The following is a 25,770-nucleotide window of genomic DNA, read 5'->3' as shown; positions in this document are numbered from 1 at the left end:
ATCCCGAGGGAGAAGGACACCATGACCTCAGGCGGTTACGACCCCGACAAGGATCCACAGAACCCCGGCGGTTTTCCCCCGCCGCAGGGCGGCTATCCGCCACCGGGCAACTACCCACCACCCGCGCAAGGCAACTATCCGCCGCCCGGGAATTACCCGCCTCCTCCCGGCGACTACCCCCAGCAAGGCGGCTACCCACCACCCGGTGGATACCCGCCACCCCCACAGGGCAGTTACCCACCGCCTCCGGCATTCGGTGAGGCACCGATGCCGACGCAGCTGTCCGTAGGAACGGCCATCGGCTACGGCTTCGAGAAGTTCAAGCAGAACGCACTCGTCTGGATCGGCATCGTCCTCGTCGCCGCGATCATTCAGGGCGTCCTGAACGTCGTATTGCGATCCGACAGCTTCTTCATCAGTTTGATCTTCGGCGCAATCGTCGGCGTGGTCTCACTTCTTATCCAGGCAGCACTCGTCCGCGGCGCTCTACACGAGGTCGACGGGATCAAACCCGCGTTCGGGTCCTTCTTCCAGTTCGGCAACGTCGTCTCCGTCGTCATTGCCGGCGTCCTCGTCGGCATCGCAACTGGCATCGGTTTTGTCTTGCTGGTCATCCCCGGCATCGTCATCACGTTCTTCACGTGGTGGACCTTCCAGTTCGTCATCGACCGCGGTGACGAGCCGATTCCTGCAATCAAGGCGAGCGCGCAGGCAATCGCATCGAACGGCGGAACCCTCTTCGTGCTCGCCCTCGCCCTGGTAGGCCTCAACATCGTCGGTGCGATCCCCGTCGGCCTCGGTCTGCTGGTGACCATTCCGATCACGATCATCGCCGGTACCTACGCTTACCGCGTCACGGTGCGCGGACGCGTCGCCTGACTGTAATTCGCCTCGATGGGCGCGCATCCCTCACCCGGGGATTCGCGCCCATCGTCGTCTCGGTGCTTGGATCCAGAGGTGACTACTACCGAACACACCGCCGCCAACGGCGGCACCGAGTCTGGGCAGGCCACGTTCGCTCACATCAGCAAGGGGTACTACGCCCCCATCGTCGCGCTCTTCGTGGCGACGCTGCTGATCTCGAACGTGGCCGCCAGCAAGGGTGTCGCCTTCTTCGCCTCGTCCGACGTCATGCTCGGACCGTTCCAAATCCTGCCGATCAATACCGACGGCGCATTCTTTCTCTTCCCACTCGCCTACATCCTCGGTGACGTGCTCAGCGAGGTGTACGGCTTCAAAGCCACGCGCCGCGCAATCTATCTCGGTTTCGGCTCCCTGCTGCTCACCTCCGTGTGCTTCTGGATCGCCATCGAACTCCCCGCCGCCTCGTTCTACGAGAACCAGGCCGCCCTCGAAAGCGTTGTCGGCGTCGTGCCCCGGTTGGTTCTCGCCGGTCTCGCCGGCTACACCGTCGGGCAGCTCCTCAACTCCGTCGTGCTGGTCAAGATCAAGGAACGCACCAAGGAAAAGCACCTGTGGGCGCGACTGATCGGGTCGACCATCGTCGGCGAATTCTTCGACACGCTGATCTTCTGCTCCATCGCCGCCGGAGTCATCGGCATCAGCACCTGGACCGACTTCATCAACTACGTCATCGTCGGATTCCTGTGGAAGACACTGGCCGAGGTCATCGTCATGCCGATCACGTACCGCGTCATCTCGTACATCAAGAAGCGCGAGCCGTCGTACCAGGATGGCTAGGACGCGACCCATTCCATACTGAGGTCGAAGTAACGCTCCCGGGCCGTCTCGAACGTGGCGACGGCCCGGGTGCCCGGCCAGTCCTCCGGCGTCATGCACGGCGGAAGACCCGGGTCGACGTAGGGAATGACGCGCCATTCGTCCAGCAGCGGTACGAATGTGACAAACGCGTCGCGGGAATTGCGAGCCGGCGGCCCGCCGGCGAAGGCCTCGAGAAATGCCCGATGCCGATCGGCGATGCCGGCCAGATCCCACCACTGCTCGGCACTGTCACGCAGCGTGCCGGGAGGCGCGACCTCGGACGCAACGAACGTCGTGACGTACTGCGACAACTCCAACGCGTCGACGATGGCAGCGGCCTCGGGTGCAAGATATTCGGGGGCGATCCACAGGCCGGGTGAGACTGTGCCGCAGCCAATTCCGGTGAGTCGACGCCTCAGCTGGTGGCGCGCGGCGCGTTGAGTCTCGGGAATGGTGAACGAGATCAACCGAAATGGATCGCCGTCGGCCATCCGCCGGAAGCCGAAGATCCGACCGTCCCCCCGAGCGAACATCGCGCCGGCCTGCTCGGTGATGCGATAGCCGGTGCGACCCTCACGATTACCGGATTCGACGACGCCCTTCTTCTTCAACCTGGCCACCGCGATGCGCGTGCTCTCCGGCGGCACCCCGAGCACGTCCATCCAGACGACAAAATCGGCGATGGCGAACCACCCTCCGAGGGGCCGAACGTAGGCCCCGAGCACCGTGCGCACCAACGAGGTAGCGCTGCCCGGACGAGAGTCGAAGTCGTCGAGGATGGCCCCGGCAGTGCTAGGCGCGGAGTTCGTCACGGATAGCCACGATTCCCAGATACACCTCGCGGTACGAGGTACTCAGTGGGCTCAACCCCAGTCGAATACCCTGCGGCGCACGGTAATCCGGGATGACGCCCTTCTCCCACAGGCGAGCGGTGATCGCCTTGAAGTCGGGATGGTCGATGGTGACGTGGCCGCCGCGTCGCTTCGAGTCCTCGGGTGAGGCGATCTCCACCCCGAGGGGCACCAGCATCTCGCGGACGAGCTCGAGGGCATATTCGGTCAACGCAACGGACTTCGCGCGTATCGCGTCCATGCCCACCTCGGCGATCATCTCGATGGTGTCCTGCATCGCGATCATCCCGAACACCGACGGTGTACCGCTGATGACGCGCCGAATACCCTGTGCCGGAACGTAACCCTGCGCCATCTCGAACGGATCGGCCCGACCCATCCAGCCCCAGATCGGCTGAACGAAATTCTCGAGAAGATCTCTGCGCACGTACGCGAAGGCCGGTGAACCCGGACCTCCGTTGAGGTACTTGTAGGTGCACCCGACGGCCAGATCCACTTCCCAGGAATCGAATTCCATCGGCACCGATCCGACGGAATGACACACGTCCAGCAGCATCAAGGCACCGGCGGCGTGTGCGATACGCGTCGCCTCGGCCACGTCGACGAGGAAGCCCGACCGGTAGGCGACGTGAGTGATCACCACCAAGGCGGTGTTCTCCCCCACCACCTCGGCGAGTTGTTCCGGTTCGATACCACCACGGCGGTCCGTCTCGATCCACCGCAGCGTCATGTTCGACTCTGCCGCAATACCTTCGAGCAGATAGCGATCGGTGGGAAAGTTGTCGCGGTCGATGACGATCTCGGTACGGCCCGGGCGCATGGCGATTGCCGCGCGTGCCAGCTTGTACAGCAGCACCGTCGTCGAATCGCCGATCGTGGTCTGCCCCGGCGCTGCACCCAGGGTGGCGTCGGCCAATGCGTCGCCGATGGTGATGGGGAGATCGAACCACTGCTCGTCCCAGCCGCGGATGAGGCGTCCGCCCCAGGCGTCGGTCATGAAGGTGTTGATCCGTTCGACGCTTGCCTTGGTGGGCCGGCCCAGCGAGTTGCCGTCGAGATATGCGGTGATCGACGGGTCGTCGCTACCGAGGAACTTGTCGCGATAGCTCCGGAGCGGATCCTTCTCGTCGAGTTCGAGTGCACGTTCCATCATCGTCCGATTTCCGTTCTGACAGCGAGCAATTCGGGGAAGAACGTGAGTTCGAGTGCCTTCTGCAGAAATCCGACGCCGCTCGACCCTCCGGTTCCGCTCTTCATTCCGATGGTTCGCAGCACCGTGCGCATGTGACGGAAGCGCCAGAGCTGGAAATTCTCCTCCAAGTCGACGAGCTCCTCGAATGCCTCGTACACCGCCCAATGTTCGGTGTGGTTCTCGTAGACGAACTTGATCAGCGGCATCAGGTCCTCGTTGAACGTGTATGCCGTTGTGACGTCACGGTCGAGGGCCGATGCCGGTACGTCATACCCCTGCCGCGCCAACGACTGCCAGAAGGCGTCGTACAGGCTGGACTCGTGCAGCAGAGTCGAAAGCTGTTCGTGAGCAGCAGGATCGGACTCGAAGACCTTGAGCATGCCCGCATTCTTGTTGCCGAGCACGAACTCCACGGCCCGGTATTGATAGGACTGGAAGCCCGACGAGTTGCCGAGGAAGTCGCGGAACTGCGAGTACTCCGTCGGCGTCAGAGTGGCCAGCACCGACCACTGCTCGGTCAGCGTCTTTTGAATGTGCTTCACCCGGGCCACGCACTTGAGCGCGGTGCCGATGTCGTCGGCATCCAGAGCCGCACGCGCGGCCAGCGTCTCGTGCAGCACCAGCTTGAGCCACAGCTCGGTGGTCTGGTGCTGAATGATGAACAGCAGTTCGTCGTGATGCTCCGGGGTGCTCACCGGCTTCTGGGCGCTGAGCAACGTGTCGAGGTCCAGGTACGAGCCGTAGCTCATGCGGTCACTGAAGTCGGTGACCACCGTCTTCTCTATCGCGCGAGTATTGGCTTCGACGCTCATGGCTGGTCCTCGAGGTGGTGGGCTGGCGAGTCCACCGTATTACACATCTGTGCCGACCGCTAGATATCCGTAAGCTATCGAATTCCGCGGATCCGCACTGCTCCGATCAGCGCAGCGATGCTGACCAGGGACACCGCGAGGATGTAGTAGCCCGGGGACACCGCTTGTCCGGTCGCGGCAACCAGAGCGGCCGCGATCGTCGGAGTGAATCCACCGAAGATCGCCGTGGTGACGTTGTATCCGAACGACAGTCCGGTGGCCCGCGAATGGACCGGGAACGCGTCGGACATCACCGACGGCAGCGCGCCGAAGTAGAGCGCTTTCAACAAACCCAGAATAGTCATGACGAGAGCGAGCGTGAGGAACGACGGCACCGCGATGAGCCACATGAACAGCGGAACGACGCTCACGCCGATCGCAATTGCCGACGGCAACATGATCTTGATACGGCCGACCTTGTCTGACAGCTGACCGACGAACGGCGTCACCACCGTCAGGATCACGCCGGTGATCATCAGTGCGACGAACGACAACGAGTTGTTCAGTCCCAGTTGCTTGATGCCGAAGGTCGGCAGGTATTGCAGAATGAAGTTGAGCGCGGTAGACACCACCAGCACACCGCCGGCAATGAGGATTCCTCCCCATTGGTTCTTGAACAGATCGCGCACAGGCGATTTCGGGGTGTCCGACGCGGCGACGACGGCCGGTGATTCGTCGACGTGACGGCGGATGAACCATCCCACCGGACCCACCATGAGCCCGAAGACGAACGGCACTCGCCAACCCCAGTCGACCATGCTGGCCTCGGACAACACCGCGGTCAATCCGGCGGCGAACGAGGCCGCCATCAGTGTGGCCAGTCCCTGGCTGGCGAACTGGAAGCTGCCGAAGAATCCGCGGCGCTTGCCGTTCTGTTCGACGAGAAAGGATGTGGCCGCGCCGAATTCGCCACCGGCCGCGAAGCCCTGAATCAGGCGCGCGACGATGATACCGATCGGAGCGAGGATGCCGATGTCGTCGTAATTGGGCATGAAGGCGATCAACGCAGTGCCGAGCACCATCAGGCGAATGCTCATCACCAGAGCCTTCTTTCGCCCTTTCCGGTCTGCGTAGGAGCCGAGGATCAGTCCGCCGAGGGGGCGAATCAGATACGAGACTCCGAAGACCGCGAACGTCTGCACCAATTGCACGCCGGGGTCCGCCGAGGGAAAGAAGTTCTGCCCGATGTAGATGGCGAACAACGCGTAGATGGCGATGTCGAACCATTCGAGAGCGTTCCCGATGGTCGCGGCAGCGATGGCGCGGACCGGATTCTTGACGGACACAACGGCTTCACCCGCGTCGTCACGATCGGGAGTTCGATGAACGTGTGCAGTGGACATGTCGGATTCTCCGGTGGCGTTCAGGAGCGCGAGGCGCTGGCGGATTCGAGCGGTGCGTCATGACCACCGGCGACAGTGCCGATGTCGTAAAACAGGCCGGCGGCCATCGCGAGACCTTCACGAGCGATGGAAGCGAGCATGTGTTCGTCGGGTGCATGTTGACGGCATCCCGGGTAGGAGTGCGGCATCCAGACGGTCGGAATGCCGAGGGTGTCGGTGAACACGTGATTGGGCAGGGACCCACCGATGTTGGGCAGCACGGTGACCAGGGATCCGACGGTGCGCTCGACCGACTGGGCGACCGTGCAAACCCAGGGGTCGTTCGGGTCCGTTCGGCTCGCAGGGAACGAGATGCCGAGTTCGACGGCGACCATCGGGTACCCGTGCGCGTCGAGGTGTCGTCGTAGCCGCACGCCGAGATCGTCGAGGTCGGTCCCGACGACGTACCGCAGCTGCAACCGCGCTCGCGCCTGGCCGGGAATCGCATTGACCGGTTCGACGATGTTGCCGGCGTTCATAGCGATCACTTCGAGAGTGTTCCACCCGAAAACCCGCTCTGCAGGCGACAATTCGGTGGCCGACCAGCCGGAGTCGACCACCGGATCACCCGGGGTGCGTCCGACCTCGATACTTCTGAGCGCATCGACGACGGACTCGGGAATGCGCTCGGGCACGAGGCTGTCGAGCTGGATACGGCCGTGTCCGTCGACAAGCGTCCCGATGGCACCGGCCAGGGTGGTCGCGGGGTTGCGGAGCAGTCCGCCCCAGTTGCCCGAGTGGTAGCCGCGCTCACGTAGGTCGACAACGAGGTCGAAGTCCACGCCCCCACGGGCACCGAGAAACAGTGTGGGCGTCTGGGCGTCGAGGCGTGGTCCGTCCGAGGCGATCAGCACATCGGCAGCGAGTTCGCCTCGGTGATCCGACACGAATTGTTCGAGTCCGGGTGAGCCGATCTCCTCGCCGGTCTCGAACAGCAGCGTCAGATTGAATCCCAACGATCCGCGGGCGTCGAGAACCGTCCGCAGTGCCGCGAGGTTCACCAGATGCTGACCCTTGTTGTCGGCCGTTCCGCGCCCGTAGAGCCGGCCGTCCCGCTCGACGAGAGTCCACGGCGACAATCCGTCCGACCAGTCCTCGGCCATGCCCAGAACCACGTCGGCGTGGCCGTAACAGAGCACGGTCGGCAGTTCGGGGCTCTCGTGACGGGTGGCGATCAGGAAGGGACCACCCTCCTCGACCGGGTTGAGATAGGTCTCGACCGCACACCCGAGTGCCTCGAGCCGCGGCACGAGAAGGTCCTGGAGATATGCCGACAACGCAACCCGCCCGGCTGCCGACTGACTCTCCGACGGAACGGACACGAGCTCGGACAGTTCGCGGTGGAACTGACCCGAATCGTAGAAGTCCTGGGCCTGCGCGATCACATGCTCGCGTTTCATCGAATCTCCCTCGCCGTCGGCCTGGTGTTCGCCTGACAGTAGCGAGCCCGATACCGTCTACACCATTGCCGATTGACGCTTCCTGCGTTGCTTCAGAAGCAACGCTCGGACCGACAGAGGCTCGATGACAATCACGTGTCACCGCCGTGACAGTGCTGTGAAAGAAGGGGTGATTTCGTTGCATCTGATGCCCTCTGCGCTGACGTACTTCTGCGAAGTAGCGCGAACGGGGTCGGTCACCGAGGCGGCCGCAACACAACATCTGGCCGCGTCGGCGGTCAGCAGACAGATCGCCAAGCTCGAACGTGACATCGGCGTGCCGCTCTTCGCACGACATGCCCGGGGAATGACGCTCACCGAAGCGGGCCACCGCCTCCTCGCCCACGCGCGCAGACACGAAGTGGAATCGTCGACTCTCATCGCCGAAATACGCAGTGTCGACGCCACCGAACACGGAACCGTCACCGTTGCCTGCACCGAGGGATTCTCGCAGTCCGTGGTTCCACGGGCCATGGCGTCGGTCCACCGGACTCACCCGTCCGTCACGTTCACCTTGGATGTGGTGGGGCGAGAGGAGGCCAGTCGACGGGTCGTCGACGCCCGAGCGGACGTCGCGGTCACCTTCTCGCTCGGTCGCCGCACCGACGTGACGGTCGAGCATTCCATCACGGTGCCCATCTGCGCCGTCGTCGCGCCCGGCCACCCCCTGACCGACCGAGACAGTGTCGATCTGACCGACATCTGTGCTTATCCCCTTGCGCTCTCGACCACCGGTTCGAGTCAACGTGAACTGTTCGACGCGGGTGTGCGACTGGAAGGTCTGTCGCCGCATGTGGGCCTGCAGTGCGAGCGGCTGGCCCCGATTCTGGAGTTCGCACGATCGAGCGATGGCGTCGCGCTTGTCAGCGACCTCGGCGGCGATCGTAAACTGGGCCTGACCTACATCCCGCTCGTGCATCCGGTGTTTGCCCAGCGTCGCGCTGAGATTCACACGATGCAGGGCCGACCGCCGTCATCGCGCACGGTTGCCTTGATCGACGCGTTGACCGATATTCTCGAGGCCGCGGGATAGTGAAGGGACATCGAACTGGCCTATCCTCGAAGTACCCGACTCGAGTGAGGAATCGCAGTGCGTAGAGCGTCCGGACAGTTGGAGGAGTCGATCCTCGAGCTGCTCGGCGAGCACACGGAACTCTCGGTGGCCCAGGCGCGCGAGCATCTGGGCTCGGAGCTTGCTCACACCACTGTCATGACAGCGCTGGTGCGCTTGCACGGCAAAGGCCTCGTCGATCGCGAGCGGCGCGGGCGTTCCTTCGTCTACACCCTCAATGCCCCGGTCGATGAGATCCCCGCACTGCGGGCCGCGATGCGGATGCGTACCGAGCTCGGCGCGAGAGCCGAACGTGCGGACGTACTGGCCAATTTCGTGGCCGCACTCGACCCCGAGGACGAGGCCACGCTGCGCGAGCTACTCGCCAAATCTGACGCAGCCGAGCAGCATCGATGACTCTGCTCCTGGTCGTGGCCGTGCTGCCGTGGGTGCTGTCGCTGCTGCTGGGATTCGGGTCCTCCCGCATCGACCGCCGACTGAACCCGTCGACCGCAGTCGTTCTGCTCCCCATTCTGTCGATGGTCACCGCGTTTGCAGTCACCGCGTCCCTGGCCGCACTGGCCGCGGTTCTTCTGGCGTCGGCTCAGATTGTGTGGGTGTCGCTGGGAATTGTTCTCTGCGCGTTGATGTTCTGGCGCACGGTCGAGGTGGCCCGCCATGTTCGACGCGTTGTGGTCAGTACGTCCATCGCATCCGAATTCGGTGACGAGGCGCGAGCGACAGGCGGCATCCTTGTGGTCGACTCCGACGTTCCCGACGCCTTTGCCGTTCCCACCGGCGGACGTGCCGTCGTGATCACGACCGGCCTCGTGGAAGCTTTGTCGGACAACGAATTACGCGCGGTGATCGAGCACGAGCGCGCTCACCTGCGGCACCGTCACAGCGTGTGGATCCAGATGTGCGAGATCGGGGCCCTGATCGATCCGATACTCAGGCCGCTGTCCGCCACGGTACGACATGCCGCGGAGCGTCAAGCAGACGAGAGCGCGGCCGCTCTGGGCCGTCGAGATACGTTGTCTGCCATAGCCAGAACTGCTTTGCTGCGGGCCCACCTCGACCATGGAACCCGCACTCTCGCCAGTACCGGGGGCGACGTCGTGCGCCGCGTGCAGGCCCTCAGCGAACCACCACGGCACCGTCCCGACCGCGGAATCCTCGCCGCCGGACTTGTTCTGATCCTTGCGTTCACCGTCATCTCGGTGGCGTTGTTCGACGTCGTCCAAGATGTGGTGGCACCCGAAACCGGAGAAGCCGCCACCTCGATCTTCCGCTGACCTCAAATACCCGCAACGCCTGCGAGTTGGCCGATCGCGTAGGTGACGGCCATCGCGATTGCACCACCGATGACGACCCGGCTCACTGCCGGCCGAGCGGGCGCACCGCCGAGACGTGCGCTGATACTTCCGGTCAGCGCCAGAGCCAGCAGCACCACGACGAATGTCACCGGGACGCGCAGCGACGCGGAAAACAGCAGGATGGACAGTAGCGGCAGCAGCGCGCCACTGACGAACGACACCGCCGACGACCCGGCCGCCTGCCACGGATTCGTCAGCGCATCCGGGTCGATTCCCAATTCGACGTCCACGTGCGCGGCAAACGGATCGTGTTCGGTGAGTTCGCGTGCGACGGTCTGCGCGGTGTCGGCCGAGAGCCCCTTGGCCTCGTACAGAGCCGCGAGCTCGGCCAATTCCTGCTCGGGTTGCTCTTCCAATTCCCGGCGCTCTTTGATCAGCAACGAACGCTCGGCATCACGCTGCGTGCTCACCGAGACATACTCACCGAGTGCCATGGATACGGCCCCCGCAACGAGACCCGCGAGACCGGCAGTCAGCAGCGATCCTCGGTCGGTAGTGGCGGCCGCGACACCGACGACCAGACCCGCGGTGGACACGATGCCGTCGTTCGCGCCGAGGACCCCGGCCCGTAGCCAGTTCAGCCGACCGGACAGATCTCCGTGCGGTTCGTGCTCGTGCAGGCTCGGCTCGGGCTCACTCATCGCCGGCCGTCGCCGATACGTCGTCCCACGCGGCGCGAGCGCCGGACTCACCGATTCTGTACACCTGGACGATTGTGGTCGCCCCGATCACCACTGCCAAGACCACCACCGCAATCGACTGCCACCGCACGGGCGCGTTGCCGCGACGCTCACGCAGATGCAGGAACACCAGTGCCGCGGCGACGACGACCAGACCGACGGAGAAGTAGATCATCCAGTCACCGATCTCGGTGTGCTGTTCGACCGCCTCGGTCTTGGGTACGCGCTTCTCGAGCCACTCGCCCGCCTCGGTCGTCAGCGGAGTCAGTACCAGCGTGAACACCGCTAGGGCTGCGATGAGCCACACGAGTCTGCTGCGCACACCGGACCAGATGCTGGCGGCGATAGCGAGGATCGCGGTGAGCGGTGCCAGGACCACGATGAAGTGAACGAGCAGAATGTGGGCCGGTAGGCCGTTGAAGGTGGACATGCGTTCTCCCGCTGGCTTCGAAGTCGCGTGCACCTCACGCACCGCACATGCTACACACCATGTAGTAGTTGCGTCGACGGTTCGAGTGCTGCCAGAGCTCGCCACGCCGAGTGGGGTTCTGCGACCATCACATACACGATCTGCTCGAGACGCTGCCCCAGTGCCACAACGGTATTCGCGTCGAACAATGCCGTGGGATAGACGATATCGACCGCAGTCTCGACAGCGCCCCTGGGTCGTTCCGCGGGCTCCACTCCTGTCTTACCTTCGCCGTCTCGATGTTCGGTGACGTGAAAATGGAGATCGGACTTGGCGATGTCGATCGGCCGCGGCGTGATCTCGAAGCGGACGTCCCCCATGGTGAGCGTCTGGGTCGCAAAGACATCCAACGACAGCGCCACCTGAAAGATCGGGTGCCTCCCATCCGTCGAGTCAGCAGAGAGATCGGCGACGACGTCCTCGAACGGAACGGAGGCATGGTCGAAGGCCCGTAGTTCGCTCGCACGGGCCAACTGCACGACGTCCTCGACGGTCGTGGCCGCGGCGATCTTCGTCCGGATGGCGACGGTGTTGGTGAAAGTTCCGACGATCTGCTCGAGTCTCGGGTCGTCGCGACCGGCAACCGGGGTTCCGATGACGATGTCGGTAGCTTCCGTCGTCTGGGCGAGCAGAATCAACAGTGCTGCGCGAAGAACGGTGAATCGTCCTGTCCCGCAACGCTGCGCCAGATCGGACATTCTCTCGGTGGCGTCTGCGTCGAGCCGAAGCGACGTGCGTGCGCCGGAGAAGTCCCAGTCCTGCCCACGAGGGCGGTCCAACGGCAACTCTGCATCGCGGGGCGTACCCGCCAATTCCGTGCGCCAGAAGTCGAGATCGGCCGACACATCGCGGTCGACGGACCAGACGCTGTAATCGGCGTACTGCAAGGGTAATTCGAGCCACGACGGTGCCGCGCCGGCAATCCTGGCGTGATAGGCCAGAACGAAATCCGACGCGAACAGCCCCAGCGACCAACCGTCCGCTGCACTGTGGTGAACGGCGCACGCGAGTACATGGCGATCGGGCGCTACCACGAACAGGCGAGCTCGGATCGGAAACTCGGAGCGCACGTCGAAGGGGTGCTCGAGCGTCTGCACCACTGCGGCGTCATCGAAGTCGACAACATCGAGGTTCGGTACCGCCGTCGCCGAATCCCGCTCGACAACCTGCACCGAAACCCCGTCGACATCCGGGTAGCGCGTCCGCAGGGTGTGGTGCCGATCGATCAGGTCGGTCATCGCCTGTAAGGCTGCTGCTGCGTCGAACTCCCCGGAAATCGTGACCGTGAACGGCAGGTTGTACAGCGGCAGCGCTGCACCTCGATCGATGTGGCGTTGCTGCGGCGCAAGTGGAATTGCGGCCACCCCGTACGCCATTCCGCGTTCGGGCCGCGAATTCTGCTGCCGCCCAACCAGACGACGCTCATCGATACATGTAGCCAAGGCCTGAACGGACGGGGCATCGGCGAGGTCTCGCACTCCGATGTCCACCGAGGCCTCGGCCCGCACCGATGCGACCACTCTGGTCGCCGCCAGCGAGTCGCCGCCGAGGTCGAAAAACGAAGCAGCGCAATCGATGCCGTTGATGCCGAGCACGCGCGCGAACACTGCCGCCACCATCTCCTCGGTGACACCGGACGGCTCGATCGGAGTACCGGCCGTCGGAGTGGTCAGCCTCGGAACAGGAAGGGCACCGCGGTCGACCTTTCGATTGATCGTCAGCGGAATCTCGTCGAGAATCGAGAGGGTCGCCGGCACCATGTGGGCAGGCAATCGCCCGGCGAGATCCCTGCGGATATCCTCGGTGTCGAGCACATGTTCGTTGAGTGCGGCAACGACGTACCCGTCGATACGCAGGTCCCCAGCTCGATTGCGGCGCAAAGCCGATGATGCCGCTGCGACGTCCGGATACGCCCGCAGCGCGGCGTCGACCTCGCCCAGCTCGACGCGATTTCCCCGGATCTTGATTTGATCGTCGGTGCGGCCGAGGAACTCGACCGTCCCGTTGCCGCGCAGACGCGCCCGATCTCCGCTGCGGAACATCCGACTCCCGTTGCTGCCGAATGGATTCGCTACGAATCGCGCCGCTGTATCCGCGGTGCGACCGAGATATCCCCGCGCGACACCGGGCGTCTCGATGTAGATCTCGCCGACCGCACCCGACGGAACGGGCCGCAGCGTGCGATCGAGAAGGTGAATCACCGCCCCCACCATGGCTCGACCGATTCCGTCCGCGCTACCCGGAGTCAGTGGCGCGGTCATCGTGACACTGCAGGTCGTCTCGGTGGGGCCGTAGGCGTTGAGCAGTCGGCGACCCACCGACCAGCGGTCCACCGTGTCCTGCGGTGCCGCCTCACCGCCGATGATGATGGTCCCGACGTCAGCCAGTGCTGCGGGATCCAGCGTCGCCAGCGCCGAGGGTGTGACGAGCAGATGCGTAATTGCCTGCTGCGCAATCAGATCTGACAGTTCAGCGCCCGCGTAGCTACCTGCCGGCGCAATCACCACTGCCGCGCCCGCGGTTGCTGCCGCCAGCACCTCGACGATGGCGGTGTCGAATCCAGGCGAGGCGAGGTGACAGACTCGTGAGTCGACGTCGAGGTGGTAGCTGCTCCTGATCTGTTGCACCAACGCGGCAATGCCGTCGTGGGTGACAACGACGCCTTTGGGGGTGCCGGTGGAGCCGGAGGTGTAGATGACGTACGCCGCGTGGTGCGGTGCCGTCGGCGCGGCTTCGTCACCCGGGCCCCCCTCCGCGAGAACGTCATCGAGGTTCAGCCACTCCCCGTCACCGAACTCGCCCCCGCCCGTGCACAGTCCCAACACCGCTCCGCTGTCCCGCACCACGAACTGTGCCCGCTCGCGTGGGTGATTCGGGTCGACCGGAACATACACCGCACCCACTCGTGCGATGGCCCAGAACGCGATGACCCCCTCCACGGATCGGCCGATGCGCACGGCGACCCGGTCCTCGGTACCGATTCCTCGGGCAGTCAAGGCGGATGCGAGTGCGGAGACTCGTGCGGCCAATTCTCCGTAGGTTATCGAGAAGGCCGCATCCTGGATCGCAATTCGATTGCTGTACTTGGCGATTGCCGCGGCCAGCGTTTCGTTCAGAGATGTACGCTCGGTTACGGCCGCGCCCACCGAGGCGGGTGTCGTTCGTGGCTCTTCGGGCAGGAACAGGTCGAGGTCGGCCACTGCCGTATCACCGCAACCGGATTCGGCGAAGCGGTCGAGAAAGTGCAGGAACCGTTCGTGGTGGCGAGCGAGGTCGCTCGGCGTGTACACGGCAGGATTGGCCTCGAAGTCGATGCGAGGACGCGCTCCGCCTCGCCCGGGATAGATGTTGACGGCGAGGTCCGACACCGGTCCCGTGGTCAGAATGTTGATCTCGCCGTCGAAGTCACCGACGGCCACGGTGTTCGCGAACATCATCACATTGATGGTCGGACCGAAACGCCCTGCGTGCAATGCATTCCCGCTATCGGACACCGGCGGTCTGCTGCGCTGGTGTCGGAGGACGGCCCCGATCGCGACCTCGGCCGACTTCACCACGTTGTTCACCGTCGCCGATCCGACGCCCGGCAACCGCAGCGGCACCACATGCGACAACGACGACCCGGCCCCGCGCAGCAGTGCCGTCGGCCGTGCCGAGACCGGCAGAGACAGATCGACGTCGTCTACATCGTTCATGCGCGAGAGGAAGGCAGCGAATGCCGCGATCACCACGGTCGACGTGGCCTGCCCCCGAACAGTGAGAGAAATCGATCGATCCTTCCCGACGACGATCGGCACCGACGCAGACTGAGCACCCGGGCTCATTGATGCGGGATACCCCAGGTCAGCGGACTCCCAATGCAACCGATCGCGTCGCGCGCGAGTGGAGGCGCGGTACTGTTCGTCCTCGGCGAGAAGTGCCGCCGGAGTCGTCGGATAGATCCGCGGCGGCTCGACGCCGTCCTGCACCGCGGCATACAGAGCCGCGGCCCGCTCGAGTACCTTCATGGAGGCATAACCGTCGAGCGCGATGTGGTGGGCTCTGGTGTACCAGAACACGCGATCGTCCCCGACACGGAGGACGCGGAGTCGCACCAGCTGGCCGTACATCGACAAGGGCGTTCGACAGTCGTCGTTCATCCATTGTGTGGCTATTTTTTCCGGACGGTCGTGTTCACGGAAGTCGAGAACCACCACCGCGTTGCTGACCACCGCCTCGGCCTCCGCGTCCACGAATCGCTGCATCGGAGTACCGTCGACCTCGAAAATCCGCATGGTCGACGACGAGAACTCGCGATGTGCCCTGCTGCCGCAGAGTGCCAACACGTCGACGTCGACGGCACCGACGATGTCGACGTAATACGCAATGGTGAAGGGCACGTCGGGCATGAACTGCTGTGCCAGCCAGATGTCGGCCTGGGACGAACTCACAGGTATGGCGTCGTCGAACATAGTGGTCCCCCCACGGCAATCCAGTTACTACACACTCGGTAGTACTAGAGTACGCGCTGGCGGTGTGAGACGGTTCCCGCGAATAGTGGGTGGCCATGCGAGGCTGGCGCTCAACCTCCCAGCAGAGCCAAGTCCGGTGCTCCGGAATAGATGCCATCCAGGCTCAACAACGGCAGTCCCTTCGAGATTGCGCATGCTGCGATCCAGCGATCACCGGTGTGAATCTTGTCGTGCAGCGCATGACCTTCTCGCCTGCACGCAGCGGTCAAAGATGCGTAAGCATCCACGACTCCGCTGTCGATGGAAATCGTAGGGGCCGAGTCGAGCTTTCCCCGGGTGTCAGCCAATTTGCGCTCACCCCAGTTGCCCACCATCGCTCCTGCAAGTGCCTCTGCCCTCGTCGGGAACGCAATCACGACCTGAAGCCCGGCCAGTTGTACACGCAGTTCCTCGACAGGATGACCACGATTCGCAGCCTTGACCGGGTCGATGTACAAAATGCTGAACACGTCGGTATCAACGAGAACAGCATCCAGGCTCGCAGGCCGGGTCATAACCCGATAGCAGCGAAGAACGCGTCAGCTTCATCGTCGCTCACCCCGTCGCTCCCCCCGGGCTCGATACCGGGTGCAGCAGCCAGGATGACCCCGATGGGGACTGAGTCGGGGACCCCTTTCTCCGCAACTGGGTCAGGAAGCGCAACAATCCTCGAGTTCAACAGCCTCTTCAACTGCCCGTCCGCGCCGGTCTCCGGCGTACCGGTCACGGTCACATAGCTGCCGAGCAACGGACCGAGTCCCGAGTCATCGGCCACGTCGGGGAGAGCGACTTGGTTGCCGGCGTCATCCTCCACCTGAAAGCGGTGTGTGTGCAGGTTCGCCGAATACAGGCGGCCAATGAAAGTGCTGAGCTCCGCCGACAGATTGTTGGTGACTACCCAGGTTTCGGGCCGAAGCGCAGCCGTAGTGAATGTCTGTCGCGTCAGTCCATCGGCTTTGAACTCCACTTTCGGGGCAGCGTGGCGAAGTGCTGACGCCAACTCCCCCGCGGCGTACGACAGCGAATCACTCACCCAATCCGGCCGAACGTCGAGACCGATCGATTCCACCAACGTCACGAACTTGGCGTCAAAAGCTTCCTCGTCTGCCAGATCGAACTCCAACGCATCCGGACCAGCGCCTGCTCGGCGAACGAGCAGCCTTGTGCTGCCAGGGGCCAATCCGACGACCAGACTCGCGACGCGGTGAACCCGTGCTGGCGCGCGCCCTAACCGATCTGCGTCGGTTTCGCTTCGGCCAATGTTCATCGCTACTGCTTTGAGACTGTGGAGGAGTGCGATCAGGTGGTCGGCGTCCAACTCGCCCTCGGGTGCATCCGAACCGCTGAGTCGAAACTCGAATTGAGTGGTCATGGTCGTCACCTCCTGGCTCGTCCGTACTTCACCTGTTTGTCCATTGTGCTCGATCGCCGCGCACTCGACGTACAAGATTATTGCCGTTGCCTCCGACACATCGATTCCCATGAAGTCGGGCAGAGCCCAGGGTGTCATAGGGTGACGGCGTGCCGCTGAACAACCACTATCACCATCTGATGTTCGGACCAGCTGCGATTGCAAGACAGAAGGTCGACGGCAGTTACACCGCCTACGGCTCACAGACCGAACGACCCGACGACGGCCCGACGCCTCTCGACACTCGCGAGAAGGCCATGATTCGTGCGGTGGATCAGTTCCAGATCGCCACTGTCGCCGAGTCGGGATGGCCCTACATCCAGTATCGAAGTGGCCCGAAGGGGTTCCTGCAGGTGCTCGACGACCGGACGCTGGGGTTCGCCGATTTTGCCGGCAACCATCAGTACGTCACGGCGGCCAATCTCGATCACGACGATCGCGTCGCCGTGTTCTTGGTCAATTATCCTCTGCGCCAACGCCTCAAGCTCTACGGCCGGGCACGGACCGTCGAGGCCGCAGATGATCCCCAACTACTGGACCGACTGAGAAGGATCGGTGACCTGACCGTCGCCGCCACGTGCGAGCGCAGCGTCGTCATCGACGTCGAGGCCTTCGACTGGAACTGCACCCGCAGCATCATCCCCCGCTACGACGCGGCGTACCTCGCGGACCTGTCCGAGGTGTACCAACGCAAAGCTGCCGAGCGGGAAACCGAACTACTGCAGCGCATTTCGGAGCTGGAGGATCAGCTCAGGCAGTCTTCGACGCATAGAACCGGCCCAGATACTCCGTCTTGAACTCGGTGAATCGCTGCTGCTCGATCGAAGCACGGATGTCGTCGACCAGCTTGACCGTGAAACGCTCGTTGTGAATCGTGCACAGCGTCGAGGCGAGCATCTCCTTCGCCTTGAACAAGTGGTGGATGTACGCCTTGGTGTAGTGCGCGCAGGTGTAGCAGTCGCAGTTCTCGTCGATCGGGGTGAAATCGCGTCGATGCTTGGCGGTGTTGATGTTGAAGCGGCCCGTCGGCACGTAGATCGCCGCATTACGCGCTACCCGTGAGGGATTGACGCAATCGAAGGTGTCGGCACCGTTCTCGATGGCGGTGAAGAAATCGTCCGGCTCGCTGATGCCGAGCATGTGACGCGGCTTGTGTTCGGGCAGTTCCTCGTTCACCCACCGAGTGATGGTGCCGAGGTTCTGCTTCTCGAGCGCACCGCCGATGCCGTAGCCGTCGAAGCCCCGGCCTGTTTCGCCGGTGATCGTCTCGAGGTCGTGTGCGGCCTTGCGACGTAGGTCCTCGTACTGCGCGCCCTGCACCACTCCGAACAGCGCCTGGTACGGCTTGTCTGCGCGCTCTACCGTGAGCCGTTCGTGTTCGAGGACGCATCGCTTCGCCCACGCCTGGGTTCGGTCGACCGACATCTCCTGATAGCCGCGGGTATTCATCAGCGTCGTCAGCTCGTCGAACGCGAACATGATGTCGGCACCGAGCCTGTGCTGAATCTGCATCGACACCTCGGGAGTGAAGCGATGCTTGGAGCCGTCGAGATGGGATTTGAACGTCACCCCGTCGTCGTCGACGTGGGCGAGCCGCTCCTTGCCCTCGGCGATGACGTCGTCGGACTGCACCCGCGTGGCATCCATCGAGATGACCTTCTTGAATCCGACGCCGAGCGACATGACCTGGAATCCGCCGCTGTCGGTGAACGTCGGACCGTCCCAGTTCATGAACTTGCCCAGCCCACCTGCCTCGTCGACGATGTCTGAGCCTGGCTGCAGATAGAGGTGGTACGCGTTGGCGAGCACCGCCTGCGCGCCGAGTTCCTTCATGGCCTCCGGCAGCACCGCTTTGACGGTCGCCTTGGTGCCCACCGCGATGAACGCGGGGGTGGCGATGTCACCGTGCGGGGTGTGGATGGTGCCGGTGCGCCCGAGCTCACCGTCGAGCCGGGTGCCGATATCGAAGCCGAAACTGGAGGAACTCACCGCGTCAGTATGCGGCTTCGCCGCTTGTGAGCGGAAATTCGTAGCCCACTACGAGTTTCCGTGCACGTGCGGCGAAGCCGCTCCAGCCGCATTGAGGCGGAAGTACGCACCCCGGGCCTCGAGAAGTTCCTCGTGATTACCCTGCTCCACGATGCTGCCGTTCTCCATCACCACGATCGTGTCCGCGTCCCGGATGGTCGAGAGTCGATGCGCGATAACAAAACTGGTGCGATCGCTCCGGAGTTTCGCGGTGGCCTTCTGCACCAACAGTTCGGTTCGAGTGTCGACGGAGCTGGTGGCCTCGTCGAGAATGAGGATCAACGGCTTGGCCAGGAAGGCACGGGCGATGGTGATGAGCTGCTTCTCACCGGCGCTGACGTTGTTTCCCTCCTCGTCGATGATCGTGTCGTAGCCGTCGGGCAGGGAGTGCACGAATCGGTCCACGTAGCTCACCCGCGCGGCCTCGAGGATTTCCTCTTCGCTGGCGCTCGGGTCGCCGTAGGCGATGTTGTCGCGAATGGTTCCGCCGAACAACCAGGTGTCCTGCAGCACCATGCCGGTGCGAGCGCGCAGTTCTTCGCGGGTCATCTTCCTGGTGTCGACGCCGTCGAGAGTGATACGGCCTGAGTCGATCTCGTAGAACCGCATGATGAGGTTGACCAATGTGGTCTTTCCCGCACCGGTGGGACCGACGATCGCGACCAGGTGACCGGGATCGGCCACCAGCGAGAGGTTTTCGATCAGCGGGCGGTCGGCCGAGTAGCCGAAGGAGACATTCTCGAATTCGACGCGTCCCCGTCGCTCGATGGGCCGCACCGCATCGGCCGGATCTGCATCCTCCTCCTCGGCGTCGAGCACCTCGAAGATGCGCTCGGCAGAGGCCACACCGGACTGGATGAGGTTCACCATCGAACCGACCTGAGTGAGCGGCTGAGTGAACTGACGCGAGTACTGGATGAAGGCCTGCACTTCACCGAGACTGAGCGTGCCCGACGCCACCCGCAGCCCACCGACGACGGCGATGACCACGTAATTGATGTTTCCGAGGAACATGATGACGGGCATGATCATGCCGGAGATGAACTGAGCTCGGAAGCTGGACTGGAAGAGCTTTTCGTTCCGATCGCCGAACTCGCGCTCCACCTCTTCCTGTCGACCGAAGGCCTTGACGATCTCGTGGCCGGTGTAGGTCTCCTCGATCTGGGCGTTGAGCTTGCCGGTGTGCTTCCACTGCGCGACGAAGTGCGGCTGCGAACGCTTGGCGATGACGGCGGTCACCGCGAAGGACGCCGGAATGGTCAGCACCGCAACGAGAGCCAGCAGCGGCGAGATCCAGATCATCACACCGAGGATGCCGAGGACGGTGAGAATGCCCGTGATCAACTGACTGAGCGTCTGCTGCAAGCTGGTCGAGACGTTGTCGATGTCGTTGGTGACGCGGCTGAGCGTCTCACCGCGGGCGTTGTTGTCGAAGTACTTCAGGGGCAGTCGATGCACCTTGGCCTCGACGCTGCCGCGCAACAGCAGGATTCGACGCTGCAACGCGATGTTGAGGATGTAGCCCTGCGCCCACGCCAACAGTGACGAGAGCACGTACAGCGCAAGGACCCACATCAGGACGGTTCCGACCGCACCGAAATCGATACCTGCGCCCGGGGTCACATCCGTCCCGGACAGCAGGTCGGCGATGGAGTCGTTCCCCTCGGCCCGCAGCTGCTCGATCGCTTGGTCTTTCGTCTGACCCGGATCCAGCTCGCGGCCGACGACGCCGTTGAAGATCAGGTCGGTCGCGTGGCCGAGCACCGTCGGCGCGGCCACGGAAAGCACGGTGCTCGCGATACCGAACGCGAGCATCAACGACAGGAACACCTTCTCGGGAGCGAGCAGGCCGACCAATCGCTTGAACGAACCCTTGAAGTTGCGGGCCTTGGTTCCCGGTACCACTGGCTTCGCGACGGGTGCGTCGTCCTTCTCTTCCGTCTTCTCCACCTGCGCGGTCACAGTGCACCGGCCACGGCGCGCTGCGAGTCGACGATCTCGGCGTAGGTGGGGCAATCGGCCATCAATTGGTCGTGGGTACCCACACCTACCGGCTTTCCGTCGTCGAGTACGAGTATCTGGTCGGCGTCGATGATGGTCGAGACGCGTTGAGCGACAACGATCATGCACGCGTCTCGCGTCACCGGCTTCAGCGCCGCGCGCAGGTTGGCATCGGTCGTCAGATCCAGTGCGGAGAAGGAGTCGTCGAACAGGTAGATGCTGGGTTTGCGCACCAACGCGCGGGCGATGGCGAGACGTTGACGCTGACCACCGGAAACCGTCGTACCACCCTGCGCGACGGGCGTGTCCAGTCCCTCGGGCATCGCGCGAACGAAGTCGGCACCCTGGGCGATCTCGAGTGCCTCCCACAGTTCCGCGTCGGTGGCGTCGGACTTGCCGTACCGCAGATTGCTGGCAATGGTGCCCGAGAACAGGTACGGCTTCTGCGGAATCAGACCGATCTCGGAACGCAACAGATCCAGATCGAGTTCGCGGATATCGACTCCGCCGACGCGTACCTCACCGCCGGTGACGTCGATCAGTCGCGGAATCAGGTTGACCAGCGTGGACTTTCCGGAGCCGGTACCGCCGATGATCGCGGTCACCTTGCCTGCTTCGGCCCGCAGGTTCACTCCGCAGAGCACCGGATATTCGGCACCGGGGAAGGAGAATTCGGCGTTGACCAGCTCGACCACACCCGGCGAGGATGCGAACATCTTGGGCTTGTCCGGCAACACGACCGACGATTCGGTGGCGAGTACCTCGCTGATGCGATCGGCACACACCGACGCCCGGGGCACCATCATCGCGATGAACGAGGCCATCATCACCGACATGAGGATGAGCATGATGTAGCTCAGAAGAGCTGTGAGAGAGCCGATCTGCATGGTGCCCTGATCGATGGCATGGCCACCGAACCAGATGACAGCGACGCTGGTCACGTTGCTGATGAGCATGACCGTCGGGAACATCAAGGCCATGAGCCGCCCGACGCGCAGTGCGGTGTCGGTGAGTGCGGTGTTGGCCGCTCCGAACCGGTCGACCTCGAAATCCTCTCGGACGAACGCCCGCACCACGCGAATTCCGGTGATCTGTTCACGCAGAACACGATTGACGGCGTCGATGCGCTTCTGCATCGAGCGGAAGGCCGGCACCATCTTGACGATGATCAGGCCCATGGAGATCGCCAACCCCGGTACCGCGATCAACAGGATCCAGGAGAGGCCGAGGTCCTCGCGTAGCGACATCACGATGCCACCCACGCACATGATCGGAGCCATCACCACGATGGTGAACCCCATGACGATCACCAACTGCACCTGCTGAACGTCGTTGGTGTTGCGGGTGATCAGCGACGGCGCACCGAACTGGCCGACCTCACGAGCCGAGAACGTGCCGACGCGGTGCAGGATCGCCCCACGCAGGTCACGTCCGACACCCATGGCCGCGCGAGCACCGATGAACACCGCGGCCACCGAGCTGATGATCTGTACTGCCGAGACCACCAGCATCAGTCCGCCGGCAGAGAGGATGTAACCCGTGTCGCCCGTGGTGACGCCCTTGTCGATGATGTCGGCATTGAGGCTGGGCAGGAACAGCGCCGCCAACGTGGCGACGAGTTGCAGCAGAACCAACGCGACGATCGGCAGCTTGTACGGCGCCAGATACGTGCGCAGCAGGGGAATCAGCATGATGGCCGAAGATTACTCGTACACATGGATGACAGTCTCTCCGTTTTTCGAGTGTTGCGGGCAATCTTCGGCCGACCGGTTGCAGCCCTGGAACTACAGGGTCTTCTCCGGAGCCGTCTTCAGCTTGGCACCTTCGATATCGACGTTGGGCAGGATCTTGTCCAGCCACTTCGGCAGCCACCAGGCCTTGTCTCCCAGCAGCGCCATCACCGATGGAATCAGAACCATGCGCACGACGAACGCGTCGAAGAACACGGCTGCGGCGAGCGCAAAACCGATGGACTTGATGAACGAGTCCGGCTCTGCGATGAACGCGGCGAACACCGAGATCATGATGACTGCAGCCGAGGTGACCACGCGTGCGCCGTACTTGAAGCCGTTGACGACGGCATCCTTGGCAGCGGCACCGTGGACGAACTCCTCACGCATACGCGAGACGAGGAACACCTGGTAATCCATTGCGAGACCGAACACCACACCGATGAGGAAGATCGGCATGAAGCTGACGATCGGCTGCGGGTTGGAGATCAGGCCCAGCCCACCCTCTTGGAAGATGAACACCGTCGCTCCGAACGTGGCCAGCACACTGAGCAGGAACCCGACCGTCGCGGTGAGCGGCACCAGAATCGAGCGGAACACCAGCATCAGCAGCACGAATGCCAGTCCGACAACCACAGCCAGGTACGGAATCAGCGCGCTCTGCAACCGCTCCGAGATATCGATGCCGATCGCGGTCTCACCGGTCACGCCGTAGGAAACGCCCGCGCTCTCCTGCAATCCGCTCTCGGCGTCGCGAAGGTTGGTGACGAGCGCCTTCGTCTGGTCGCTGTTGGGTGTGCTCGATGGGGTGATGAGTATCTGAGCCGTGTCACCCGCCGGGTTGACGGCGACGATCTGCGCATTCGTGACGTCGGACTGCGCGGTGATCGTCTCGATGACCTTGCCGAAGGACGCAGTCCGATCGGCCTCGGCGACGCCGGACGCATCGGCGATGACGAGCAGCGGACCGTTACGTCCCGGCCCGAAGGCGTTTTCGGTGACGTCGTATGCCTGACGGGCAGGCGTGGACGGGTCCGAGGTGGCGATAGACGGGAGTGCGAGAGACAACCCGGTGGTCGGCCCGGCGATGACGCCGAGGAGCACGATGCCTCCGACGAGTCCGAGGATCGGCCTCTTGGCCAGGAATCGAGCCCACCGAAGTCCGTTGGTGGGCTTGGCCTCCGGGTCCTCGGGGTCGGTGGTGTTGACGAACTTGAGCTTGCCCGCGAAGGCCTTGCCCTTGTAGACGCCGAGCATGGCGGGCAGGAACGTCAATGCGATCAAGACGGCAACGAACACCGCAAAACCTGCGGCCAGACCCATCTGGGACAGGAACGGGATGCCGACCACGCGGAGGGCGACGAGGGCGATGAGCACCGTTGCGCCTGCGAACACGACGGCGGAGCCCGCGGTTCCGACCGACCGTCCGACGGCCTCTTCGCGGTCGTCGGTGAGCGTGAGCTCGTGCCGGTATCGCGCCAGGATGAACAGCGAATAGTCGATCGCGACTGCGAGCCCGATCATGATGGCGAGAATTGGGGTGAACGAAGACAGGCTCGCGAACCCGGAGGCCGTGGTGATGGCCAGACTCGAGATGCCGATGCCGACGATCGCGGTGATCAGCGGCAAGCTGGCAGCAGCAGCCGAGCCGAACATGATGAGAAGAACGACGGCAGCGACCGCGAGACCGACGATCTCCGAACTTCCACCGGGCGACGGATTCTCCTGCGCGACGGTGCCGCCGAGAATGACGTTCAAGCCTGCGTCGCGGGCCGGCTGCGCGGCGGCGTCGAGATCGCTACGAATCTGATCGGTGACGTCGGCAAGATCGACATTGATCGGCGCGGTGACGGTACCCACGTTGCCGTCTGGGCTCAGCGGCGAGGTGGCGGCCGCATCGGCCGCTATCTGGTCGGCCGGGGTGCCTGCCTCGGTGGCCGCCTTGGTGTACTGCTCGATGATCGACTGGTTGGCCGCGACCGGATTCGCCAGCGGCGGTGCACCTTCAGCAGGCTTTGCCGCGTCGACCTTCTCGACCTCAGCGATCGTGGCGTCGATGGCGGAGGTGTACTGCGGGGTATCGAGCGACTGGCCTTCCGGCGCCTGGAAGACGTACTCGGCGTTGACCGCCTGCAGCGGGTCCTCGGCTCCGCCGAACCGCTCCTTCTGCAGGTCGAGTGCAGCCTGCGCGGGCGTACCCGGGATGCTGAACGAATTGACCGTCGGCGCGGACAGCGTTGATGCGCCCACGGCGGCGAGAATCAGAATCGCCAGCCACAGTCCGAGGACGATGCCCTTGCGTCGGTACGCGAATCTTCCGATTCGGTAGAGATAGGTGGCCACTGTCAAGCTCCTCGGTTGTGTTCGGACGTGTGGGGATGAGGTTCGGGAGTGGAGCCTGCGGAATGACCCTTGGGCTCGGGAGTGGAGCCTGCGGAATGACCCTTGGGCTCGGGAGTGGAGCCTGCGGAATGACCCTTGGGCTCGGGAAGTCCAGCGCGGAGTTGGTCGAAGGCGTCTTCGATGAGGGCCTTCGGTGTCGACGCACCTGCGGGGTCGGTGATCCAGATGTTCAGTGCAGACGTCACGGCACCACCTACGGCCATTTGCAGCAGGTTCGGGTACAGGTCGGTATCGATGTCCGTACCGGTTCGCTCGGCGATGGCCTCGCCGAGTTTGCGGGTCAGGGAGTGATGCATTTCGAGCTTGCGGGCCATCAGTGCGGGATTGGCCTCGATGAGGCGGGCCGCAGCGAAGGTATCCTCCAGGTCCCTGCCGGGATCAGCGACAAGGTTGATTGCTATGTGCCGCAACGAATCCCAGATCGGCTCCGTCGACGGCCGCGCACGCAGCAGCTCGAACCATTCGAGTGCCGAGACCTCGATGTGGTGCAGAACCGCTTCTTCCTTGTTGGAGAAGTAGTTGTGGAACGTGCGGGTGGAGACTCCCGCCTCGTGCGCGATGGCGTCGGCGGTGACCGCGTCGAAGCCGTGCAGCTTTCCCAGACGCACGGCCGCCAGACCGAGAGCGTCGCGGGTAGCGGCCTTCTTGAGATCACGAAGGCCCGTCGGGGAAGTCACGAGTACCAACGTACGGA

20 protein-coding genes and 1 pseudogene are annotated in these 25,770 nt (G+C 63.6%); 6 read left to right on the top strand and 15 right to left on the bottom strand.

What is annotated here, in order from left to right; genetic code table 11:
• Positions 1-21: 21 nt before the first annotated feature.
• Together ACQR3T_RS13150 and ACQR3T_RS13145 are read left to right on the top strand one after the other, a co-directional pair.
• Positions 22-879, top strand: coding sequence for a hypothetical protein (locus ACQR3T_RS13150; protein WP_428693702.1), 858 nt, complete (start codon positions 22-24; stop codon positions 877-879).
• A gap of 78 nt (positions 880-957) precedes the next feature.
• Complete coding sequence (locus ACQR3T_RS13145) at positions 958-1,701, top strand: queuosine precursor transporter (RefSeq protein WP_269605943.1); 744 nt, start codon at positions 958-960, stop codon at positions 1,699-1,701.
• Here the strand turns inward: ACQR3T_RS13145 and ACQR3T_RS13140 are convergent.
• From ACQR3T_RS13140 to ACQR3T_RS13120, 5 genes are all read right to left on the bottom strand, one after another.
• Positions 1,698-2,534 carry a PaaX family transcriptional regulator gene (locus ACQR3T_RS13140; protein WP_428693701.1) on the bottom strand — a complete coding sequence of 279 codons (837 nt, stop codon included), beginning with the start codon at positions 2,532-2,534 and terminating at the stop codon, positions 1,698-1,700. The genes ACQR3T_RS13145 and ACQR3T_RS13140 overlap by 4 nt on opposite strands.
• Positions 2,515-3,723: a kynureninase gene (kynU, locus tag ACQR3T_RS13135; RefSeq protein ID WP_428693921.1), complete on the bottom strand. Its 1,209-nt coding sequence runs from the start codon at positions 3,721-3,723 to the stop codon at positions 2,515-2,517. The genes ACQR3T_RS13140 and kynU overlap by 20 nt, the downstream gene beginning before the upstream one ends.
• Complete coding sequence (locus tag ACQR3T_RS13130) at positions 3,723-4,577, bottom strand: tryptophan 2,3-dioxygenase (RefSeq protein ID WP_032379947.1); 855 nt, start codon at positions 4,575-4,577, stop codon at positions 3,723-3,725. The genes kynU and ACQR3T_RS13130 overlap by 1 nt, the downstream gene beginning before the upstream one ends.
• Before the next feature lie 74 nt (positions 4,578-4,651).
• Positions 4,652-5,959, bottom strand: coding sequence for an MFS transporter (locus ACQR3T_RS13125; protein ID WP_428693700.1), 1,308 nt, complete (start codon positions 5,957-5,959; stop codon positions 4,652-4,654).
• A 20-nt stretch (positions 5,960-5,979) separates the two neighbouring features.
• Positions 5,980-7,398, bottom strand: a complete 1,419-nt coding sequence (locus ACQR3T_RS13120) for a M20 family metallopeptidase (protein WP_428693699.1) — start codon at positions 7,396-7,398, stop codon at positions 5,980-5,982.
• A 124-nt stretch (positions 7,399-7,522) separates the two neighbouring features.
• Between ACQR3T_RS13120 and ACQR3T_RS13115 the strand changes: the two genes are divergently transcribed.
• The 3 genes from ACQR3T_RS13115 to ACQR3T_RS13105 are packed head-to-tail and all read left to right on the top strand — an operon-like array spanning position 7,523 to position 9,783.
• On the top strand, positions 7,523-8,470 hold the full coding sequence (locus ACQR3T_RS13115; RefSeq protein WP_428693698.1) for a LysR family transcriptional regulator: 948 nt from the start codon (positions 7,523-7,525) through the stop codon (positions 8,468-8,470).
• 57 nt (positions 8,471-8,527) lie between these two features.
• On the top strand, positions 8,528-8,905 hold the full coding sequence (locus tag ACQR3T_RS13110) for a BlaI/MecI/CopY family transcriptional regulator (RefSeq protein WP_032379946.1): 378 nt from the start codon (positions 8,528-8,530) through the stop codon (positions 8,903-8,905).
• Positions 8,902-9,783, top strand: coding sequence for a M56 family metallopeptidase (locus ACQR3T_RS13105; RefSeq protein ID WP_428693697.1), 882 nt, complete (start codon positions 8,902-8,904; stop codon positions 9,781-9,783). The genes ACQR3T_RS13110 and ACQR3T_RS13105 overlap by 4 nt, the downstream gene beginning before the upstream one ends.
• Before the next feature lie 2 nt (positions 9,784-9,785).
• Here ACQR3T_RS13105 and ACQR3T_RS13100 read toward each other — a convergent pair whose 3' ends face one another.
• From ACQR3T_RS13100 to ACQR3T_RS13080, 5 genes are all read right to left on the bottom strand, one after another.
• On the bottom strand, positions 9,786-10,505 hold the full coding sequence (locus tag ACQR3T_RS13100) for a VIT1/CCC1 transporter family protein (protein WP_032379944.1): 720 nt from the start codon (positions 10,503-10,505) through the stop codon (positions 9,786-9,788).
• Positions 10,498-10,974 carry a DUF2231 domain-containing protein gene (locus tag ACQR3T_RS13095; protein WP_032379943.1) on the bottom strand — a complete coding sequence of 159 codons (477 nt, stop codon included), beginning with the start codon at positions 10,972-10,974 and terminating at the stop codon, positions 10,498-10,500. The genes ACQR3T_RS13100 and ACQR3T_RS13095 overlap by 8 nt, the downstream gene beginning before the upstream one ends.
• A 50-nt stretch (positions 10,975-11,024) precedes the next feature.
• Positions 11,025-15,443, bottom strand: coding sequence for an amino acid adenylation domain-containing protein (locus ACQR3T_RS13090; RefSeq protein WP_428693696.1), 4,419 nt, complete (start codon positions 15,441-15,443; stop codon positions 11,025-11,027).
• Between the two features lie 131 nt (positions 15,444-15,574).
• A complete protein-coding gene (locus tag ACQR3T_RS13085) occupies positions 15,575-16,018 on the bottom strand; it encodes a PIN domain-containing protein (protein WP_428693695.1) in 444 nt (147 codons plus the stop codon).
• Positions 16,015-16,875, bottom strand: a complete 861-nt coding sequence (locus ACQR3T_RS13080) for a hypothetical protein (protein WP_428693694.1) — start codon at positions 16,873-16,875, stop codon at positions 16,015-16,017. The genes ACQR3T_RS13085 and ACQR3T_RS13080 overlap by 4 nt, the downstream gene beginning before the upstream one ends.
• Positions 16,876-17,054: 179 nt before the next feature.
• On the opposite strand from ACQR3T_RS13080, the gene ACQR3T_RS13075 reads away from it, so the two are divergent.
• The gene (locus ACQR3T_RS13075; protein ID WP_428693920.1) at positions 17,055-17,711 is read left to right on the top strand and encodes a pyridoxamine 5'-phosphate oxidase family protein; all 657 of its coding nucleotides are present in this window, start codon (positions 17,055-17,057) and stop codon (positions 17,709-17,711) included.
• On the opposite strand, the gene tgt is transcribed toward ACQR3T_RS13075, so the two are convergent.
• The 5 genes and pseudogenes from tgt to ACQR3T_RS13050 form a co-directional block, all read right to left on the bottom strand.
• Complete coding sequence (tgt, locus tag ACQR3T_RS13070; RefSeq protein ID WP_032379939.1) at positions 17,665-18,903, bottom strand: tRNA guanosine(34) transglycosylase Tgt; 1,239 nt, start codon at positions 18,901-18,903, stop codon at positions 17,665-17,667. The two genes, ACQR3T_RS13075 and tgt, sit on opposite strands and share 47 nt — an antisense overlap.
• Before the next feature lie 48 nt (positions 18,904-18,951).
• The gene (locus tag ACQR3T_RS13065) at positions 18,952-20,904 is read right to left on the bottom strand and encodes an ABC transporter ATP-binding protein (protein ID WP_428693693.1); all 1,953 of its coding nucleotides are present in this window, start codon (positions 20,902-20,904) and stop codon (positions 18,952-18,954) included.
• The gene (locus ACQR3T_RS13060) at positions 20,901-22,634 is read right to left on the bottom strand and encodes an ABC transporter ATP-binding protein (protein WP_032379938.1); all 1,734 of its coding nucleotides are present in this window, start codon (positions 22,632-22,634) and stop codon (positions 20,901-20,903) included. The genes ACQR3T_RS13065 and ACQR3T_RS13060 overlap by 4 nt, the downstream gene beginning before the upstream one ends.
• A 93-nt stretch (positions 22,635-22,727) precedes the next feature.
• Complete coding sequence (locus tag ACQR3T_RS13055; protein ID WP_428693692.1) at positions 22,728-25,016, bottom strand: MMPL family transporter; 2,289 nt, start codon at positions 25,014-25,016, stop codon at positions 22,728-22,730.
• A gap of 137 nt (positions 25,017-25,153) precedes the next feature.
• Positions 25,154-25,762, bottom strand: a pseudogene (locus ACQR3T_RS13050) (TetR family transcriptional regulator); the annotation flags it as partial.
• Between the last annotated feature and the right edge of the window lie 8 nt (positions 25,763-25,770).

Source organism: Rhodococcus sp. IEGM1428 (assembly GCF_050321865.1).
In the GTDB taxonomy this organism is placed as follows: Bacteria; Actinomycetota; Actinomycetes; order Mycobacteriales; family Mycobacteriaceae; genus Rhodococcoides.
This window is presented reverse-complemented; position numbering and strand designations above follow the sequence as displayed.